Source organism: Sphingopyxis sp., assembly GCF_035944815.1.
Lineage (GTDB): Bacteria > Pseudomonadota > Alphaproteobacteria > Sphingomonadales > Sphingomonadaceae > Sphingopyxis.
In genome coordinates, this window is sequence record NZ_DASZAU010000009.1 from 562,949 (window position 1) to 581,043 (window position 18,095).

General features: G+C 64.3%; 17 protein-coding genes. 12 read left to right on the forward strand and 5 right to left on the reverse strand.

All coding sequences use genetic code 11. The annotated features are described in order from the left end of the window. The first annotated feature begins 64 nt into the window (after positions 1-64). Genes VGU00_RS13320 through VGU00_RS13335 form a run of 4 tightly spaced genes read left to right on the forward strand, consistent with a single transcriptional unit; the run spans position 65 to position 5,652 of the window. The gene (locus VGU00_RS13320; protein ID WP_327469247.1) at positions 65-1,336 is read left to right on the forward strand and encodes a heavy-metal-associated domain-containing protein; all 1,272 of its coding nucleotides are present in this window, start codon (positions 65-67) and stop codon (positions 1,334-1,336) included. Beyond that, entirely contained in the window at positions 1,336-1,992 is a 657-nt protein-coding gene (locus tag VGU00_RS13325) for an HdaA/DnaA family protein (protein ID WP_327469249.1), read from the forward strand. Before VGU00_RS13320 ends, VGU00_RS13325 begins: the two co-directional genes overlap by 1 nt. Continuing rightward, complete coding sequence (locus VGU00_RS13330) at positions 1,983-4,157, forward strand: RNA degradosome polyphosphate kinase (RefSeq protein WP_327469251.1); 2,175 nt, start codon at positions 1,983-1,985, stop codon at positions 4,155-4,157. The genes VGU00_RS13325 and VGU00_RS13330 overlap by 10 nt, the downstream gene beginning before the upstream one ends. Further along, positions 4,141-5,652, forward strand: coding sequence for a Ppx/GppA family phosphatase (locus VGU00_RS13335; RefSeq protein ID WP_327469253.1), 1,512 nt, complete (start codon positions 4,141-4,143; stop codon positions 5,650-5,652). The genes VGU00_RS13330 and VGU00_RS13335 overlap by 17 nt, the downstream gene beginning before the upstream one ends. A 7-nt stretch (positions 5,653-5,659) precedes the next feature. Here the strand turns inward: VGU00_RS13335 and rnd are convergent, their stop codons facing one another. After that, positions 5,660-6,844 (reverse strand): ribonuclease D, encoded by a 1,185-nt coding sequence (gene rnd / locus VGU00_RS13340; protein ID WP_327469255.1) that lies wholly within the window; start codon positions 6,842-6,844, stop codon positions 5,660-5,662. A gap of 108 nt (positions 6,845-6,952) precedes the next feature. Here rnd and VGU00_RS13345 point away from each other — a divergent pair, with 108 nt between their 5' ends. The 7 genes from VGU00_RS13345 (at position 6,953) to VGU00_RS13375 (ending at position 13,557) form a co-directional block, all read left to right on the forward strand. Beyond that, entirely contained in the window at positions 6,953-7,282 is a 330-nt protein-coding gene (locus VGU00_RS13345; RefSeq protein ID WP_327469257.1) for a hypothetical protein, read from the forward strand. Next, entirely contained in the window at positions 7,282-8,793 is a 1,512-nt protein-coding gene (locus tag VGU00_RS13350) for an FAD-binding protein (RefSeq protein WP_327469259.1), read from the forward strand. The genes VGU00_RS13345 and VGU00_RS13350 overlap by 1 nt, the downstream gene beginning before the upstream one ends. Before the next feature lie 100 nt (positions 8,794-8,893). Continuing rightward, a complete protein-coding gene (gene aspS / locus VGU00_RS13355; RefSeq protein WP_327469841.1) occupies positions 8,894-10,684 on the forward strand; it encodes an aspartate--tRNA ligase in 1,791 nt (596 codons plus the stop codon). Between the two features lie 3 nt (positions 10,685-10,687). Continuing rightward, positions 10,688-11,557, forward strand: coding sequence for an alpha/beta hydrolase (locus VGU00_RS13360; protein WP_327469261.1), 870 nt, complete (start codon positions 10,688-10,690; stop codon positions 11,555-11,557). Between the two features lie 105 nt (positions 11,558-11,662). Next, positions 11,663-12,448, forward strand: a complete 786-nt coding sequence (locus tag VGU00_RS13365) for a polyphosphate kinase (RefSeq protein ID WP_327469263.1) — start codon at positions 11,663-11,665, stop codon at positions 12,446-12,448. Between the two features lie 54 nt (positions 12,449-12,502). Next, positions 12,503-13,039, forward strand: a complete 537-nt coding sequence (locus VGU00_RS13370) for a J domain-containing protein (protein WP_327469265.1) — start codon at positions 12,503-12,505, stop codon at positions 13,037-13,039. 137 nt (positions 13,040-13,176) lie between these two features. Then, positions 13,177-13,557 (forward strand): hypothetical protein, encoded by a 381-nt coding sequence (locus tag VGU00_RS13375; protein WP_327469267.1) that lies wholly within the window; start codon positions 13,177-13,179, stop codon positions 13,555-13,557. A gap of 9 nt (positions 13,558-13,566) precedes the next feature. Here the strand turns inward: VGU00_RS13375 and mtgA are convergent, their stop codons facing one another. Beyond that, positions 13,567-14,274, reverse strand: coding sequence for a monofunctional biosynthetic peptidoglycan transglycosylase (gene mtgA / locus VGU00_RS13380; RefSeq protein ID WP_327469269.1), 708 nt, complete (start codon positions 14,272-14,274; stop codon positions 13,567-13,569). A gap of 91 nt (positions 14,275-14,365) precedes the next feature. Here mtgA and VGU00_RS13385 point away from each other — a divergent pair, with 91 nt between their 5' ends. Continuing rightward, positions 14,366-15,166 carry a transporter gene (locus tag VGU00_RS13385; protein ID WP_327469272.1) on the forward strand — a complete coding sequence of 267 codons (801 nt, stop codon included), beginning with the start codon at positions 14,366-14,368 and terminating at the stop codon, positions 15,164-15,166. Positions 15,167-15,231: 65 nt separating this feature from the next. Here VGU00_RS13385 and VGU00_RS13390 read toward each other — a convergent pair whose 3' ends face one another. The 3 genes from VGU00_RS13390 to rpoH all read right to left on the reverse strand — a co-directional run bounded on the left by VGU00_RS13390 (position 15,232) and on the right by rpoH (position 18,071). Then, complete coding sequence (locus tag VGU00_RS13390; protein WP_327469274.1) at positions 15,232-16,431, reverse strand: toll/interleukin-1 receptor domain-containing protein; 1,200 nt, start codon at positions 16,429-16,431, stop codon at positions 15,232-15,234. An 85-nt stretch (positions 16,432-16,516) separates the two neighbouring features. Continuing rightward, on the reverse strand, positions 16,517-17,089 hold the full coding sequence (locus VGU00_RS13395; RefSeq protein ID WP_327469276.1) for a hypothetical protein: 573 nt from the start codon (positions 17,087-17,089) through the stop codon (positions 16,517-16,519). Positions 17,090-17,168: 79 nt separating this feature from the next. Beyond that, the gene (gene rpoH, locus VGU00_RS13400) at positions 17,169-18,071 is read right to left on the reverse strand and encodes an RNA polymerase sigma factor RpoH (RefSeq protein ID WP_327469278.1); all 903 of its coding nucleotides are present in this window, start codon (positions 18,069-18,071) and stop codon (positions 17,169-17,171) included. Between the last annotated feature and the right edge of the window lie 24 nt (positions 18,072-18,095).

Genomic DNA, 18,095 nt, shown 5'->3' on the forward strand with positions numbered 1-18,095 from the left:
TGGCCACGAAATGCCATGATTTCCTTGTCCGGGGCCACGCTTTTGGGCAAAGCATAGAGAAGATATGATTTCGGCCGCTTTCCCCCGCTTCGCCCCGAGCTTTTCCTTTGACCTGCTGCGCGGCCGTGACTGGCGCTGGGCCGCACTTTTTGGCCTGTTTTTCGCGATTCTGCTCGTCGGCGTGGTCGAGGGGCAGATCAGCCGCGGCGATCGCGGCATCACCCCGATCAACAGCAGCGGCGATTTCCTTGCCAGCGGCATCATGGTCGACGTCACCGGCGACAATGCCGACGACGCCCGCGAAAAGGGCTGGCGCGAGGCGCAGCGCCTCGGCTGGGCGCAACTCTATCGCAAATTGAATGGCAGCGACGGCCCCAAGCTCGGCGATTCGGTGCTCGACGGCATCGTCACCGCGATCGTCGTAGAGGAAGAACAGATCGGCCCGCGTCGTTATGTCGCTAAGCTCGGTGTGCAATTCGACCGCGTCCGCGCGGGCCAGATTCTCGGCGTCAGCGGGCGGACTTTGCGCTCGCCGCCGCTGCTCGTCATCCCCGTCTATTCGATCGACGGCATTCCGCAGGTGTTCGAACAGCGCAGCGCCTGGCAGCGCGCATGGGCCGAATATAATACGGGGCAGAGCGCGATCGACTATGTCCGCACTGCGGGCACCGGCGCCGATACGCTGCTGATCAACGCGGGGCAGACCGGCCGCCGCGGCCGCGTCTGGTGGCGCGTGATCCTCGACCAATATGGCGCCGCCGACGTGTTGACCCCGATCGCGCGGGTCGAATATTCCTATCCCGGCGGCCCGATCAAAGGCTATTTCACCGCGCGCTTCGGTCCCGACAGCAAGCTGATTTCCAGCTTCACGATGACCGGCCCCAGCCCCGCGGCGCTGCCCGACATGATGGAAAAGGCGGTCGCGCGGATGGACCGCATTTATATCGACGCGCTCGCGGCCGGCGTCCTGCGGACCGATACCTATCTCGTCCTCGAAAAACCGGTCGAAAAGGAAGACCTGCCCGAAGAGGTCGCGACCGACGAAGAGGCGCTGCCGACCGAAACCGACGCGAGCGTGCCGACGACCGCACCGGTCGGGGTACAAAGCTTCACCGTCCAGTACAGCTCGCCCGACGTCGATTCGGTGACCGCGACCGAACGCGCGGTGGGCGGCATCGCGGGGGTCCAGTCGGCTTCGACCACCAGCCTTGCGCTTGGCGGCACGTCGGTGATGCGCGTGACCTTCCGCGGCGATATCGGCGCGCTCAAGGCGGCGCTCGCCGGACGCGGGTACAAGGTGCAGGAAGGCGGCAGCACGCTCAGGATCAGTCGCTGATGGCAAGGACATCGGGACAGATCGCCCTGCCGCTCGATTGGAGCGCGGGCGGGTCGAACGACGGGCCGTTGATCGTCGGGACCAGCAACGCCGATGCGGTGCGCTATCTGCGCCATGTCGCGACCTGGCCGGTACGGACCGCCGTGCTCACCGGGCCGCGCGGATCGGGACGCAGCCTGATGGGCCGGCTTTTCGCCGCCGAAACCGGCGGCCGGGTGATCGACGGCCATGACAGCGTGCCGGAAGAGGAAATCTTTCACGCCTGGAACGCCGCGCAGCAGGGCGGTACGCCACTGCTGATCGTCGCCGATGCGCCGCCGTCGGACTGGAATGTCGCGCTTCCCGACCTTCGGTCGCGCCTCGCCGCGGTCCCCGTGCTGACGATCGGCGACCCCGACGATTGCCTTGCGCGCGATCTGATCGAGGCGCTGTTCGCGCAGCGCGGCATCGCGCTCGCGCCCGGCGTCGCCTCCTATATCGTGCCGCGGATGGAGCGCAGCTATGCCGCGATCCTCCGGGTCGTTGCTGCGCTCGATGCTGCGTCGCTCGAAAAGGGCGGCGGCATCGGCATCCGTCTTACGCGTGAAACATTACTGTCACAGGGGCTGATCGATCCCGATCTCCTCGAACGACAGGATGCCGCCACATGTCGCTAACCGGACAGCCCCTTCGCGCCGACAATGATGCAGAAACGGCGTCGACGCCGCCGACATTCGGTCCCGAACGCTTCTTCAACCGCGAACTCTCCTGGCTCGCTTTCAACCGGCGGGTGATGGAGGAAGCGCGCAACCCCGCGCATCCGCTGCTCGAACGCCTGCGTTTCCTGTCGATCTCGGGCAGCAACCTCGACGAATTCTTCATGGTCCGCGTCGCGGGACTGAAGGGCCAGCAACTGCAGGGCATCGACGATCCCTCGGCCGACGGCCGCTCGCCCGGACAGCAACTCGCCGAGATCGAGGCCGAGGTGAACCGCCTCGTCGACCAGCAGCAGAGCGAATGGCAATTGCTGCACCGCCTGCTCGCCGAACAGGGCATTGTCGTCCACGGCACCGGGTCGAACAAGGAGGCGCTGCGCACCGCGCTCCGCCAATATTTCATCGACCAGATTTTCCCGATCCTGACGCCGCAGGTGCTCGACCCGGCGCATCCGTTTCCCTTCATCCCGAACCGTGGGCTGGGGGTGATCTTCGACCTGCAGCGCAAGGCGAGCGGCGAGACGATCCGCGAACTGGTGATGATCCCCGCCTCGCTCGCGCGCTTCGTGCCGGTGCCGGGGCAGCCCGGGCATTTCGTGCCGATCGAATATCTGATCGAACTGTTCGGCGACCTGCTTTTCCCCGGCTTCGCGATCCGCTCATTGGGCGTGTTTCGCATCATTCGCGACAGCGATATCGAGCTCGAGGAAGAGGCCGAGGATCTTGTGCGCCTGTTCCGCACCGCGATCCGCCGCCGTCGCCGCGGCCGCGTGATCCTCCTCGAACTCGAAGCCGACATGCCCGGCGAAATCGCCGAGGTGCTGAATGCCGATATTCAGGGGCATGAGGCGATCGTTGCCAAGATCGGCGGCTTTATCGGGCTCGCCGCTCTCTCCGCGCTCGTCGACGTGGACCGTCCCGACCTCAAATTCCCCGCCTATTCGGCGCGTTTTCCCGAACGGATTCGCGAACATGGCGGCGATTGTTTCGCGGCGATCCGTTCGAAGGACATCGTCGTCCATCATCCGTACGAGAGCTTCGATGTCGTGCTCTCCTTCCTCCGGCAGGCGGCGGCCGACCCCGACGTCGTCGCGATCAAGCAGACGCTCTACCGCGCCGGCAACCAGTCGCCGGTGATCCGCGCGCTGATCGAGGCGGCCGAGGCGGGCAAGTCGGTGACCGCGGTCGTCGAACTCAAGGCGCGTTTCGACGAGGAGCAGAATCTCCTCTGGGCGAACCAGCTCGAGCGCGCCGGCGTGCAGGTCGTCTACGGCTTCATCGAGTGGAAGACGCACGCCAAGATTTCGATGGTCGTCCGCCGCGAGGGGCAGGGGTACCGCACCTATTGCCACTTCGGCACCGGCAATTACCACCCCGTCACCGCGCGCATCTATACCGATTTGAGCTTCTTCACCGCCGATCCGCGCGCGGGGCGCGATGCGGCGCAGCTGTTCAATTATATCACCGGCTATGTCGAACCCGAACGGCTCGACCTGATCACGATGTCGCCGCTCAACATGCGCGCGCACCTGTCCGAACTGATCGACGCCGAAACCGCGGCGGCGAAGGCAGGGCTGCCGTCGGGCGTGTGGGCCAAGATGAACAGTCTGGTCGATCCCGACATCATCGACAAACTCTATGAGGCAAGTGCGGCGGGGGTGCCGATCGAACTGATCGTGCGCGGCATCTGCTGCCTGCGTCCGGGGGTTCCGGGGCTGTCGGAGACGATCCGCGTCAAATCGGTGGTCGGCCGCTTCCTCGAACATAGCCGCGTCTGGGCCTTTGCGAACGGCGCCCCGCTGCCGCACCGCGGGGCGAAGCTCTATATTTCGAGCGCCGACTGGATGCCGCGCAACTTCGACCGCCGCGTCGAATATATGATCCCGATCGAAAATCCGACGGTCCACGACCAGATCCTCGACCAGGTGCTGGTGGCGAACCTGATCGACAATGAACAAAGCTGGATATTGCAACCCGATGGCACCTCGGTGCGCGTGAGTTCGGGAGACAAGCCATTCAATTTGCACCATTATTTCATGAACAACCCGTCGCTTTCGGGCCGCGGAACCGCACTTCACAAGCGTCAGGACGTCCCGACGCTCGCATTCGATGTGCGCGAAGATTGAGAAAATAGACTTGGGTTTGCTACGCTCCTCGAAACAGGCGGTCCACCGTTCTGCGGTCATCGACATCGGCTCCAACTCGGTGCGTATCGTCGTCTATGAAGGCCCCGCGCGCGCGCCGGCGGTGATCTTCAACGAAAAGGTTGCGGCCGGCCTCGGCCGCGGGCTCGCGATCGACGGCCGCATCGCCGAAGAGGATGCCGAACGCGGGCTGACCGCGCTGCGCCGCTATGCGCTGCTCGCCCGGCATATGGAGGTCAAGGACCTGCAATGCGTGGCCACCGCGGCGGTTCGCGACGCCGCGAATGGCCCGGACTTTATCGCCGCTGCGGCCGAGGCCGGGCTCAAGATACGCCTGCTGTCGGGCGAGGAAGAAGCCGAAGCGGCGGGCTATGGCGTGCTGGCGGCCATTCCCGATGCGCGCGGCATCGCGGTCGACCTTGGCGGCGGCAGCCTCGAACTCGCCGAAGTATCCGACGGACAGGTCGGACGGCGCGCATCCTTCCCGCTCGGCGTGTTGCGCCTGCCGGCGCTGCGCAAGGACGGGCAACAGGCTTTCGAGCGCGCGGTCCGCAAGATGCTCCGCGACGCCGGCTGGCCCGGCGGTCTGACCGGCCTTCCGCTCTATCTCGTCGGTGGTTCCTGGCGTGCGCTGTCGCGCCTCGACCTCGAACTGACGCACGACCCGCTTGCCGTGCTCGACCAGCATACCCTCCCGCGGACGGCGCTGCGCCGCCTTGTCCGCGCGACCAAGCGGCTGAGTTTCGAGGAGCTACGCGCGATCCCGGGCATGGCGTCGAACCGCGCCGCCGCCTTGCCCGACGCCGCCGCCTTGCTCGCCGCGCTCGCCAACATCATCGATATCCCCGAAATGACCGTGTCGTCGTCGGGCTTGCGCGAAGGCCTGCTGTATCAGGCACTCGACGCGGAAACGCGGGCGCAGGATCCTCTGATCGTCGCCGCCGAGTTCGAGGGGCGCCGGCTGGCGCGTTTCGCGCCGCATGGGCGCGCGATCACCGAATGGATCGCGCCGCTGTTCGCGGGTGAGGCAGCAGCCGACAGCCGTGTCCGTCTGGCCGCGAGCCTGCTCAGCGACGTGGCCTGGTCCGCCAATCCCGATTTCCGCGCCGAACGCGGCACAGAAATTGGTCTTCATGGCAATTGGCGCGGCATCGATATTCCGGGCCGCATTCTGCTGGCCCGCGCGCTTCATGCCGGCTTCGGCGGCGCCGACAGCGATTTTCCGGCGATGGGCGACCTCGTCGGGTCGGACAGGCTGGCGCGGGCGCGGCAATGGGGTTTGGCGATCCGGCTCGCGCAGCGCCTGACCGGCGGCGTCGAGGCACCGTTGAAAGCGAGCAGCATTGCCCTCGTCGACGGAAAATTGCAGCTCAGCCTCGATCGCGGCTGGCATCATCTCGCAGGCGAATCGGTCGAACGCCGCTTGCGCTCGCTGGCGCAGGCGCTCGACGCCAAAGCGGAATTGGTGCTGCTCTAGCGGACGATCAGTCTGCGCCGGCCGCGGCGTCGATCTCGCTCATCACCAGCTTGCCATTCTTGACCGCGAAGCCCATCCGGCCTTCGACAAGGTCGAGCGCGGCATGGCCGAAAACATCGTAGCGCCAGCCCTGCATCATCGCGATGCCCTCGCGACCGCCCGCCGCCAGCGCTTCAAGGTCGTCGCTGCGCGCGATCAGCCGGGCCGCGACATTGAGTTCGCGTGCCCGGATCTTGAGCAGCAGCTTCAGCAGGTCCGCGACAAGCACGCCCTCCTTGCCGAGCCCCGGGCCGCGCGGCGCGCGGTCGGGCATGTCGTCCTTGGACAGCGGCTTCGCATTGGCGAGCGCGTCGATCAGCCGCGCGCCGATATCGTTCGTGCGCCAGGTCGCCGACAGCCCGCGGACGCGGCCGAGCCCGTCCTGGTCCTTCGGCGGGTGCGCGGCCAGATCGGCGAGCGTCTCGTCCTTGACGATGCGGCCGCGCGGCAGATTCTTGTTGCGCGCCTCGCGCTCGCGCCATGCCGCGAGCGCCTGCAGCCGGCCTAGGACGTCGGGCTTGCGCGAGGGGATCTTGATCCGCTGCCACGCCTTGTCGGGATCGACGCTGTAATTGGCGGGGTCCGCCAGTTTTTCCATCTCTTCGTCCAGCCAGTGGCCGCGGCCCGTCTTGATCAGCTTGTCGAGCATCATCGGGAAAATCTTGGCGAGATGGGTGACGTCGCCGATCGCATAGTCGATCTGGCGCTTGTCGAGCGGACGACGACTCCAGTCGGTAAAGCGCGCGCCCTTGTCGAGTTGCAGCCCGATCCATGCCTCGACGAGGTTCGAATAGCCGACCTGTTCGGCCTGGCCGATCGCCATCTGGCCGATCTGCGTGTCGAAGATCGGGTGCGGCGTCTTGCCGGTCAGGTTGAAGATGATTTCGACATCCTGTCCGCCGGCATGGAAGACTTTCAACATGTCTTCATTATCGACGAGCAGGTCGAGCAGGGGTTTCAGATCGATGCCCGGCGCCATCGGATCGATCGCTGCGGCATGGGCGCGGTCGGCCACCTGGATCAGGCAAAGCTCTGGCCAGAAAGTGTTTTCGCGCATGAATTCGGTATCGACCGCGATGAAATCGCTGTTCCGGATGAGGTCGCAGAATTCGACGAGCGCGGCGTTGGTTTCGATCAACGGATGGACTTGCATAGCGCGCCTATACAGCTAGTTGAAAGGAACGGGCAGGAAAAATTGCCCTAGCTCTTCGGGTCGCAGAGTCGGAACACCGGCCGGGGAAAAGACGAAGGGGCTTTTGGCATGATTTGGCTTGGTTGGGCGCTCGCTGCGCTCGGTTTTGCGCTGCTTTTCGGCCAGTATCTGGCAGGGCAGGCGGATATTTTCCTGTCGATCGCCAATCCGCGCCCGCTCGACGAGGAAAAGATGGTCGTGACGCTGAAGGGCTGGGGATTCGCGGCAGAGGCCGCACAGCCTTTCGTGACGCCCGAGTCCGACCATGGGCTGTGCGATGTGCGTATGTTCGCGACACGCCGCCAGATGCTCGTCGCGATCGCCACCTTTGGCTTCCTGCGCCCCGTCACCATCGCCTGGCGCGCGCATGCCGGCATCCTGCCGCTGGGAGACGCCTGATGCCGATCGTCAAGCTCGGCGCCGAAGGCCGCTGGACCAACTATCATGGGACGGGAACCTGCGAGGCGGCGACGCGCTTCGCGCTGCGCAGCGGCGACGCCGAGCGCGGACGCGACGAGATCGCGATCGCGGCAAGATCGGTGCAGGACTGGCTCGCACAGGCAGCCGCGGCGAAACGTCGCGTCCGGCCGCTCGGCGCGGGCTGGTCGCCGTCGAACGTCAATATCAGCTCGCAAAGCTGGCTGCTCCACACGCGCCGCTTTAATCGCTGCTTCCGTATCGGCGCCGACGATGTGCGGCCGGGCATCGACGCGGGCGCCCTGATGCTTGTCGAAGCGGGCGCGCTCGTTGACGAGGTATCGGACAAGTTCGAGGAACAGGGACGCTCGCTGTGGACGAGCGGCGCAGGCAACGGCCAGACTTTCGCGGGTGCTGCTGCCACCGGCACCCACGGATCGATGATCGCGCGCGGAGGCATCCAGGACCATATCCGCGCGTTGCAGGTCGTCACGCCTGCCGGCATCCATTGGATCGAGCCCGATGCGGGCGTGATGAGCGATGCCTTTGTCGCCGCGACGGGATCGACCCCGCTGCGCGACGACGCGATGTTCGCCGCCGCACAGCTTCCGGTGGGGGCGCTCGGCATCGTCACCGCGCTCGTCGTCGACAGCGTCCCGAAATTCCTCGTTCGCCCGATCCAGAATCTGCGCAAGGTCGATGCGGCGGCGCTGGGCTGGCTTGCTGCGGGTGATTTCCGGCGCTTTTCGGCTGCCTATGCACTCGATGAGGATCCCGATTTCGTCCAGATGATCGTCAACCCCTACAAGCCGTTCAAACGGCCGGCGATGCTGCGGTTCCTCTATCGCGAGCCATGGCGCGACGATTATCCGCGCGCGACGCCCGGCCAGCTTGGCGCGGGTTATGACGCGCTCAGCCTGCTCGGCCGCCTGCTCAACGACTATCCATGGGCGCGCGGACCCTTGCTGCAATTCGCGATGAAGCAGGGCTATGCGGCTGGCCCCGACGTTGATGACCCGCCGGTCTTTGGCAGCTGGGGGGAGGGGCTCGACACGCACCGGCCGCTCGCCGACCTTTTCAATGCGTCGGTCACCATCGACCGCGCGGACCTCGCACGCGCCTTTGAACGCATCTGCGCGGTCTATGCCAAACATGGCGGCTCGACGGTTGTCACCGTGCGCTTCATGGAGCGCGCCGAGGGGCTGCTCGCTCCAGCGCGCTTTACGCATAACGCCGTGATCGATTTCGACGGCCCGCGCAGCCAGCGCACCGCCGACGCCTATGCCCGCGTCGTCGAATGCCTCGATGCGGAAGGGATCGGATTTACCCGCCACTGGGCGAAAAGCTGCCACCTCGACGCCGCGCGCGTCGCCGCCGACTATGGCGAGGATTTTCGCCGCTGGCGCGCGGCGCAGGGCCGGCTTCTTCCCGATCCGGCGCATCGCGCGCTGTTCGGCAGCGCGGTGCTCGACGGCCTCGGACTGACCTGCTGATTTGGGCTTCAACCCTTGACAAATGGCGCGCCGCGCTGCCTTAGGCGCGGCCATAATTTCAACTTTTTGTTGAACGCCTCCATCTTTGAAAGACGATAAAATGCACGCCTATCGCACCCACACATGCGCAGACCTTCGCGCCGCCAACGTCGGTGAGGAAGTCCGTCTTTCGGGCTGGGTGCACCGCACGCGCGAACATGCGAATGTGCTCTTCGTCGATCTTCGCGACCATTATGGCATCACCCAGATCGTCGTCGAAACCGGTTCGGACCTCTATCCCATCGTCAACGCGCAGGGTCCCGAGTCCGTGCTGACCTTCACCGGCAAGGTCGCGGCGCGCTCGGCCGAGACGCTGAACCCGAAGCTCGCGACAGGTGAGATCGAAATCTATCCGAACGCGGTGACGGTGCAGTCGTCGGCCGACCGCCTGCCGTTGCCGGTGTTCGGCGAAACCGACTATCCCGAGGAAGTCCGCCTCACCAACCGCTTCCTCGATCTCCGCCGCGAACGGCTGCACAAGAATATCGTGCTGCGCTCGAACGTGATCTCGTCGCTGCGCCGCCGGATGATCGATCAGGGCTTCACCGAATTCCAGACGCCGATCCTGACCGCGAGCAGCCCCGAGGGCGCACGCGACTATCTGGTGCCCAGCCGCGTCCACCCCGGCAAATTCTACGCGCTGCCGCAGGCACCGCAGATGTTCAAGCAGCTGCTGATGGTCGCGGGCTTCGACCGCTATTTCCAGATCGCGCCCTGCTTCCGCGACGAGGATGCGCGCGCCGACCGCTCGCCCGGCGAATTCTACCAGCTCGATTTCGAAATGAGCTTCGTCACGCAGGACGATGTCTTCAACGCCATCGAACCCGTCCTGCACGGCGTATTCGAGGAGTTCGCCGACTTCGACGGCAAAGACCGCACCGTCTCGCCGCTGCCGTTCAAGCGCATTCCCTACCGCGAATCGATGCTGAAATATGGCAGCGACAAACCCGATTTGCGCAACCCGCTGCTCGTCCATGACGTCGGCGACTTCTTCAAGGGGTCGGGCTTCGGCCGCTTCGCGACGATGGTCGAGGAAGGGCAGGTCGTCCGCGCCGTCGCCGCGCCCGAGACGCACGAGAAGAGCCGCAAATTCTTCGACGAGATGAACAGCTGGGCGCAGTCGGAAGGTTTCCCGGGCCTCGGCTATGCGACGCAGAAGGACGGCGTGTTCGGCGGCCCGATCGCCAACAACCATGGCCAGGACGGCATGAAGGCGATCGCCGACGCGATGGGTCTCGGCCCGAACGACGGCATCTTCTTCGCCGCTGGCGTCGAGGCGAAGGCGGCGAAGCTCGCCGGCCTCGCGCGCACGCGCGTCGCCGACCAGCTCGATCTGATCGACAAGAGCCGCTTCGAATTCTGCTGGATCGTCGACTTCCCGATGTTCGAGGCCGACGAGGACACCGGCAAGATCGATTTCAGCCACAATCCCTTCTCGATGCCGCAGGGCGAGATGGACGCGCTGACGAACAAGGATCCGCTCGATATCCTCGCTTACCAGTATGACATCGTGTGCAACGGCGTCGAACTGTCGTCGGGTGCGATCCGGAACCATCGTCCGGACATCATGTACAAGGCGTTCGAAATCGCCGGCTATTCGCAGGCCGACGTCGACGCGAACTTCAGCGGCATGATCAACGCCTTCAAATTCGGCGCGCCGCCGCACGGCGGGTCGGCGCCGGGCGTCGACCGTATCGTGATGCTGCTCGCCGACGAACCGAACATCCGCGAAGTGATCGTCTTCCCGATGACGCAAAAGGCCGAGGATCTGATGATGGGCGCCCCGGCGCCGGTCAGCGAAAAACAGCTCAAGGAACTGAGCATCCGGCTCGTCGACGGCCCGAAGAGCTAAGGCATGAGCGAACCCCGGGAGCACCGGCTGGAAACGCCGGAAGGCGATATCTGCTGGTTCGAATGGGGTGAGCGCGGGCAGGGGCCGTCGCTGCTCCTGCTCCACGCGACGGGCTTTCACGCCCGCCTCTGGGATCGGGTCGTCGCGGCGCTGCCCGCAGGAACGCATGTCGTCGCGCCCGACCATCGCGGCCATGGGCGCAGCTTCCGTCCCGCGACGCTCGCCAACTGGGCGGCGACCGCCGATGTGCTGTTGCCATTGCTCGACGGGCTCGGCGGCCACCCGCTTGTCGGCGTCGGTCACAGCATGGGTGCCTATGTCCTGACCCGGCTCGCGTCGCAGCGGCCGGCCGCGTTCGGCCGTCTCGTGCTGATTGATCCGGTGATCATGGCCCCCGAATTTTACGAAGGCGAGGCGGCCCGGCCGATCCCCGATGCCGCCGAGCATCCCGTCGCGCGCCGCCGCAACAGCTGGGCGAGCGTGGAGGAGATGCAGGCGCGTTTCGCCGATCGCCCGCCCTATGCCAATTGGGACGCCCGGGTCCTCGCCGACTATTGCACTCACGGCCTGCTTCCCGCCGATGGCGAGGGGCTGGAACTCGCCTGTCCCCCGGCGCTCGAAGCATCGGTCTATCAGAATGCGCTGCGCACCAGCCCGCACGAGTGGCTGCACTATCTGGCCGTGCCTTCGGCGGTGATCCGCGCGCCGACGGGCGAACGCGGTGGCCCGCTAGATTTTTCGCTGAGCCCGACCTGGACCGGGCTGGGTCCTGCAATCGGTGCCGATCGCGACGAGCTCTGGGCCGACCAGAGTCACTTCATCCCGATGGAAAATCCGGCCCGCGTCGCCGCGCTGATCGCGGAATATCTCTGACGGCTCTGCTGCCCGTGTGTAACGAGGCGGCGATCGATTGTGCCAGAACATGACATCGGCTTATCGCGCTTGGTAGGAGGGCTTTGCTTGCGCTAGGAAGCCTGCATGAGCATTTCCCTTTCCGATCATGAAACCGGCGCCCGCTACGACGGCGACTATTCCGACGCGCTCAAGGTGCTGGAGGACCGGCTCGAACGGCTTCAGGCGGCGCACATCATCAACGGCCAGCGCAGCATCATCATGTTCGAAGGCTGGGACGCGGCGGGGAAGGGCGGGATCATCCAGCGGCTGACCGCATCGCTCGACCCCCGCTATTTCGAGGTATGGCCGATCAGTGCGCCGAACGAGGAAGAAAGGGCGCGTCATTTCCTCTGGCGTTTCTGGAAACGCCTGCCCGGAAACCGCGAAATCTCGATCTTTGATCGCAGCTGGTACGGCCGCGTCCTCGTCGAGCGGGTTGAGGGCTATGCAACCGAAGCCGAGTGGCGCAAGGGCTATGACGAAATCAACGAGTTCGAGGCGCAACTGACCGGCAGCCGCACCAACCTCGTCAAATTGTTCATCCACATCACGCAGGACGAGCAAGACCGGCGCTTTGCCGACCGGCTCGACGATCCGTGGAAGCGGTGGAAGACCGGCACCGAGGATTATCGGAACCGGTCGAAGCGCAAACATTATCTCGCCGCGATGGACGAGATGTTCGCGCAGACCAACACGCGCTGGGCGCCGTGGAAGGTCATCGATGGCAACAACAAGAAGGCCGCGCGCATCGCGGCGTTGACGCATATCGTCGAAACGCTCGAGAGCGCGGTGCCGATGACGCCGGCCGAACTCGATCCCGCCGTGGTCAAGCTGGCGTCCAAGGCCTTCGGCTACAAGCCCAAAGACTAGGTTTTTAGCCCCGCTCGGCTAGCAATTCGTGCCCTCCGCCGCTACATGGGGGTGATGAGCCGCGCCAAGAGATCCGACGATTGGGGTTTTCCCCGCTGGCGCCCCTATGGCTCGTCGCGCGAGGCGCAGAAGGTTCGCCTCTGCGACCGTCATGGCTGCACCAATCCCGGAAATTGCCCCGCACCCAAGTCGCCGAACAGCCCCGAGCGCTGGTATTTCTGCGAAACGCACGCCGCCGAATATAATCGCGGCTGGGACTATTTCGCGGGCCTGTCCGCCGAGGATGCCGCGGCGCGCGCCGCTGAAGAGGCGCAAGGCGCGCGCAGCTACGCCCGCGCGCAACATTATGCGTGGGGCGGATCTGGCGACGGCAGTCGCAGCGCCGACGAGATGCGCGCGCTCGAACTGCTCGGTCTCGATCCCGACGCCGATTTCGATGCGACGAAGAAGGCGTGGCGGGCCTATGCCAAGGAATGCCATCCCGATGTAAAGCCCGACGACGCCGAAGCCGCGAAGCGCTTTGCGGCCGGGCAGGCGGCGTTCGAGGTGCTCAAACAGGCCGAAGAGCGGAAAAGCTGGAAACCGGCCTAGCCGGCGTGGGCAGCGGCTCGATCATGTAAAATTCCGATTGATTCTATGTTATATATTTTTAACATGGAGTCGTTCAGAACGAACATGGGGGTACCGGCGATATGCGAACCTTGATTGCGATGCTGCTTGCTGCGGCGTTGACCACACCGTCCCTGGCGCAGTCGGTGGGCTTTCGCGATCAAGCGGGCGGTCGCACCGAAGGCATTGTCGGCGCTTCCTTCACACTCCCCCTTGGCGGCGGTCGGAAGACGGAGGCACCACGCCTCGAACTGCGTCTTGCACGCGACACGGTCAATATCGACGGCAGCCGCCAGTCGGATCGCATGGACCGGCGTTTCGAAAGCCGGATCGGTATCGCGTTAGACGGCAAGCAGAGTCTGCTTCTCAACGGCCGTCCGTTCGAACGGAAACAGCGGAACAATATCTCGACCGAGGCGGGGATCGCGATCGGCGTCGTCGCGGTTCTGGTGATCGGCGGGCTGCTCGTCGCCGACGCGGCCCGCGATGCGTCGGAATAGCGTCGCGGCCTATTTATAAACGCATGCGTCCAGCCCGTCGCGCCGCACCTGTCCGACGCGCGCGGTGATCGTGTTGCCATAGCGACGGGTGAACCCCGACGGGCTCACTGCCTCGCGCTTCTTGGGCAGCGGCAGGATCGCCGCGATCCGCGCGGCCTCGCGCGGCGTCAGCTTGTCCGCGCCATGCTTGAAATAGCGCTGCGCTCCGGCCTCGACGCCATAGGTGCCGATCCCCGTTTCGGCGACGTTGAGATAGACCTCCATGATCCGGCGCTTGCCCCAGATTTTTTCGATCAGGAAGGTGAACCACACCTCGGGCACCTTGCGGACATAGCGCGTCCAGCCGCTGCCCTGCCACAGGAAGACATTTTTGGCCGTCTGCTGGCTGACCGTCGATCCGCCGCGCATCCTTTTGCCCTTGGCGTTGCGTTCGATCGCCTGTTCGATCGCGTCGCGGTCGAAGCCGTCGTGCGAACAGAATTTCCCGTCCTCGGCCGCGATCACCGCGCGCACCATGTTCCGGTCGATACGGGACAGGCTTTCCCAATCCTTGGTGATCCCGTTGCCGTCGGTCAGCATCGTCAGCGTCACCGGGGGCGGCACAACGGCATAGACGAGCACCCACAGGACCGAAATCGCGATAAACCACAAAAGCCATTTGAACGGGCGAAGATACCAGGGGAGTTTGCGCTTCTTCGCGCGGGATGAGGTTGCCATGCGCGGCAAACTAGCCGCTTGCGGGCCGGAGGCAAGCGGGCTTGATCGATCGGCCGACTTCCGGGACAAGTTTGCGAAAGGGGAGAGCCAAATGTCGCTTCGTACCGTCCTGCTGCTCGCCATGATCGCTTTCGCCGTGCCCGCCGCAGGGCAGGAGGCGCGCCGCGATCTCTGTCCCGACCGGCCGGGGCTCGGAACCCCCGCCTGTACGCTCGACGCGGGCGCTGTGATGCTCGAGGTCGGGATCGCCGACTGGACACTCGACCGTAGCGCCGACAGCCGTACCGACGCATTCGCCTTTGGCGATATGTTGCTGCGGGCCGGGATCACGCCGTCGCTCGAGGTGCAACTTGGCTGGACCATGGTCGGCCATATGCGCGAGCGCGACCGGACGAGCGGCGACCTGACGCGCCGGACGCGGACGGGCGACGTGACGCTCGCGCTGCGGCAAAATCTGCACAGTCCCGACGGGTCCGGCTTTGCGGCGGCCGTCATGCCCTATGCGACGCTACCGGTGGGCGGCGAAGGCGTCGGCGCAGGCGATTGGGGCGCCGGGCTGATCGTGCCGGTCAGCTTCGAACTGGGCGCGGTGTCGCTCGGCTTTTCGCCGCATATCGATGCGGCGGTCGACGGCGATGGCGACGGGCGCCACCTGTCCTGGGGTAGCGTCGCCGGCATCGGCTTCGGCGTCTCCGACGATCTGTCGATGACCGCCGAGCTGTCGCTGACCCGCGACCGCGATCCGGGCGGCCATTCGACCGAGGCGCTCGCGGGGCTCTCGGCCGGCTGGCAGGTCGATGACGACAGCCAGTGGGACGTGGGCGCCAACATCGGGCTCAACCGCGACAGCCCCGACCTCGAGCTCTATTTCGGCTATGCGCGCCGGTTCTGAGCGTGGATGCGCCCGCTGCTAACAAATGGCGGGTCGCGTACTTCAACTCGATGCGGCCCACAGCATCACTGCGACGCTTTTCGTTCGTCCGAAAACCAGCCGGAAAGGATCGATGTCATCTTGCGTTTTGTATCATATTCGCAAACATTTGGACTGAATTTCATGTTCGAAAGATAGCCGTCGGCCGAAACTTCCGAGTAATTTTCGTCGAATTCGATGACCGGACTCATGAGTTCTTCAAGCGTTGGCATGGACCTTTCGGAGTACCATTCGATATTCCTCTTTTCGGTATAATATTTGAGGTCATTTTCGTTTGGCGAATTCCACAGGCAGCAAGGGGACCCGTCGGATACCTGATAGATCATGTATCTGTTCGAAGCGACGCCTGGGGGTATGTTCTGCAAATGGCCTTTCAGGAAAATCGATCCCAATGGACCTTCGCATGCCGATTCTTTGCCGGTTTCAGCCAGTCGATCAAATTCATCGAGGGACAGCTCTCGCTTTCCACAGGCATAAAATCGATTCGATCCGACGCGATCGACGACAAAGCGTTCGCTGCCCCATGTCGACTCGAACGCCACCAAATCCAGCGGGCAGTCCTTCAAATTCATCGGCTTGACGAGCTCGATCAGGGCAATGCCAACCGGTATGCCGAGCGTCAAAGCAGCAATGCCCCAAGAAAGAGCGGCTAGTTTTTTCTGGCGGCGGCGCCGCTGCCAAATTGCATCGAAAGAGACGCCGATCAGCCCCGCCGCGATCCTTGCAAAAATTCGCTCACGAGACTCGCTGCCCCGGCGGGCATCGATCCACAGCGGTTCATTCAAAAGGCCTTCAACCGCGGGGGGAAAAGCGCCAATGCTGCTTCCATCCCGATGAAAAGCCGGATCGCCATCGATAAGAACAAGGAAAATCTGGTCGCTGCGACCAAGCTTTGAAAAATGCTCGATCTCCCGGTTTACCCAATGCGAAGCTGCGGCTTGGGGAGAGCATATGACGATCAGCGCGCGCGAATTTTCGAGGGCCGAACATATGGATTTGGTCAAGTCACTCGAAGCGGAGAGTTCGTCGACATCCCGGAAGACCGGGCGTAACGGCCATTTGGAGGCGCTGGCCAAGTCGGGGCGGATTGCCGGAAACCTCAGGCTTTCAAGTTTCCGATGCAGCCATTTGGCGAATTTTTCGTCGCGCCGACTATAGCTGATGAACGCAGCATATTGAAATTCCTGAACCGGGATCGCGCCATTTTCTATGTCGTTTTCAGACAAGCGCCCCTCCATTTATATAGCTATCATAATTGATCGGGCACCCTGCGGCCGCGTCGCCGAAGGCTGGTGCTGGCCCGGACCAGCCTCAGCCTTCCCGCGGCTTGTCGTCGGTCTGATCCTTTGCCGCGTCGCTTGCATCGGCGGCCATCGAACGCATCTTTGCCTCGACTTCGGCCTCCCTGCCGCTCATCACCAGCCACGCCATGGCGGCGGCGGCGATCAGCGAGAATAGCGCCAACCAATATCCGATTTCCCAATTCACCTGGATCATCGCCAGCGCCGCACGGTCGATGTCGCCGTTCGACCCGCTCTTCGCCGCCTCGGCAAGGATCGCGTCCTTGCTGTAACGATAGGTGCCGATGAAGATCAGTATGAACGCGGCCGCCGAGGTGCCGAGGACCAGCTTTGCGGCTTCACGCCCACGCAGGAAAAGGAGCGCCAGTCCGCCCACGATCGCGATAATCGCAAGGATCAGCCACAGATTGAGCGACGCGCCGTCGCTCGCTTCGGCGACCCGTCCCATCGCGGTAACCCGGCCAAAGGCAAGGCCGAAACCGCTCGCTTCGACCAGCTTCTGATCGGAACAGCTGACCGTCATCCATGGTAGCAGGAATGCCAGCAGCGCGATGCCCTTGGGAATCCGGATCCATTTCCACATGAAAAATCCCCCTTCGGCCGATCCGAAGGGGGAGGCTGGTCCTTTTGGGCCCGCGTGTCAAATCGCGGGCAAGGCAGGGTCAGGCGCCGACGAGGCGCCGGTCGCCGGCGAGCTTCAGCATCGCCTTCTGCAGCTTTTCGAACGCGCGCACCTCGATCTGGCGGACGCGCTCGCGGCTGACGTCATAGACCTGGCTCAAATCTTCGAGCGTCTTGGGATCGTCGGTCAGGCGGCGTTCGGTCAGGATGTGGCGCTCGCGCTCGTTCAGCGTTTCGAGCGCTTCGTTGAGCAGCGCATGCCGCACATCGCGTTCCTCGGCTTCGGCGACGCGTTCGTCCTGCAATGGGCCTTCGTCGCCCAACAGGTCCTGCCACTGGCTGTCGCCATCCTCGCCCATCGGGACGTTCAGCGACGTGTCGCCGCCCATCGCCATGCGGCGGTTCATGCTGATCACTTCTTCCTCGGTGACGCCAAGGTCGGTTGCGATCTTGGCGACATGTTCGGGGCTGAGGTCGCCGTCCTCGAACGCGGCGAGATTGTTCTTCATCCGGCGAAGGTTGAAGAACAGCTTCTTCTGCGCCGCGGTGGTGCCCATCTTGACGAGGCTCCACGAGCGCAGGATGAATTCCTGGATCGAGGCGCGGATCCACCACATCGCATAGGTGGCGAGGCGGAAGCCGCGTTCGGGGTCGAACTTCTTCACGCCCTGCATCAGGCCGATATTGCCTTCGCTGATCAGCTCGCTGACCGGCAGGCCATAGCCGCGATAGCCCATCGCGATCTTCGCGACGAGGCGGAGGTGGCTGGTGACGAGCTGCGCCGCAGCTTCATTGTCGCCATGCTCCTGGAATCGCTTGGCGAGCATATATTCCTGCTCGGGCGTCAGAAGGGGGAATTTGCGGATTTCGGCCAGGTAGCGGTTCAGGCTCGCCTCACCGCCGAGCGCGGGCACCACTGCCGGAACATTGCTTTTGTTAGCCATTATTGGAGACTTTCCCTTATTTTC